The sequence below is a fragment of the Psychrobacter sp. genome (assembly GCF_036731945.1).
Lineage (GTDB): Bacteria > Pseudomonadota > Gammaproteobacteria > Pseudomonadales > Moraxellaceae > Psychrobacter.
This window is the reverse complement of sequence record NZ_DAINDI010000017.1, coordinates 16,802-18,312: the sequence shown is the minus strand read 5'-3', so window position 1 is coordinate 18,312 and position 1,511 is coordinate 16,802. Positions and strand designations below refer to the sequence as shown.

General features: G+C 47.3%; 1 protein-coding gene. It reads right to left on the bottom strand.

Translation table 11 applies throughout. The annotated features are described in order from the left end of the window. Positions 1 to 46: 46 nt before the first annotated feature. A complete protein-coding gene (locus V7D75_RS05145) occupies positions 47 to 1,348 on the bottom strand; it encodes an NAD(P)/FAD-dependent oxidoreductase (RefSeq protein WP_333613686.1) in 1,302 nt (433 codons plus the stop codon). Between the last annotated feature and the right edge of the window lie 163 nt (positions 1,349 to 1,511).

Here is a 1,511-nt window from a genome sequence, read left to right as displayed (position 1 = left end):
ATTTGTATAACTGGCTTTCAAATGAAAGGGTATATATGACTTAATATCAAACCACTTCGCCGCAAACAAAACCACTGGCCCACGCCCATTGAAAGTTATAGCCGCCAAGCCAACCGGTGACGTCGAGCACTTCGCCGATAAAATATAGACCATCTTGATATTTACTTTGCATGGTCTTTGATGAGACTTCATCGGTTGTGATGCCGCCGCGTGTGACTTCAGCGGTTCGATAGCCTTCAGTGCCAGACGGTTTGAGCTGCCAGCCGTTCAGCGTTGCGCCAAGCTCTACCAAGCGCTCATCTTTAATATTGGCAAGCTCGGTGTCTTTTATATCGTCCCACAAATGCGTTTGTAGCGCTGCCAGCAGTTTTTTCGGCAAAGCATTGTCGGTATTGTCTGCCAAGACCGTGCGGATAAGCTGGCGTGGGTGCGATTTCTTATGAGCAAGTAAAAGCGCCGTCATATCTATTTCGGGTAGCAAATTGATGGTGATGGTTTCGCCAACATGCCAATAGTTAGACAGTTGCAGCATAGCTGGGCCCGACAGTCCGCGATGGGTAAAGAGCAAGGGCAGTTTAAAGGAGATGCGCTCATTGCTGGCAATCACTGGCAGACTGATACCGGCAAGCGTACGAATCAGCTCGCCCGTTTTATCAGTAAAGGTAAATGGCACAAGGCTGGCATCAGTTGCGACTAACGTATGTCCAAACTGTTGTGCCAGCTCGTAACCAAAACCGCTCGCGCCTAGCGTTGGAATAGACAAGCCGCCCGTCGCTACTACAAGCGATTCGCAGTTATAGCTGGTTTGCGGCAGCTTACTTTGATTGCCGTTATCTTTTCTCTCTTGTTTTTCTTTTTTATTGAGCGCTTTGGTTGTTGATAGTTGAAAGCGAGATTTTTTATCGTTTTCGAGTGCTTGCACGCTGTCGACTTGGGTATTGAGTCTGACTTGCACGCCCACGGCAGCGCATTCATCGAGGAGCATGGTTAAAATATCTTGCGCCGAATCATCACAAAATAGCTGCCCGTGCTCGCGCTCATGGTAAGGAATTTTATGCTGCTCAACCATACCGATGAATTCCCAACTTGGATAACGGCTCAGAGCGGATTTACAAAAATGGGCATTGCTGCCGATAAAATGCTCAGGCTCGACGAAGTAATTGGTAAAGTTGCAGCGCCCGCCACCTGACATGAGGATTTTTTTACCGGCTTTATTGGCGTGGTCGAGCACCAAGACGCGGCGACCACGGCGACCCGCGGTGAGCGCACAATATAACCCCGACGCCCCAGCGCCGATGACGATGACATCGTAGTGATTGTATGCTGCTGCATTGCGCGGATTTTCCATGATGTTACGTTCCAAAAAGCGCTAAGCTTTAAAAAAATAGAAATAAAAAAAATCGTAAAACTAAAAAGTAGCCGAATGCGGCGTCTTAATCATAAAGGGTAGCTATTGTCCATGTTTTATAGCAGGTTACAAGAATTAAATATTTTTGCCCAGTCAACTTATA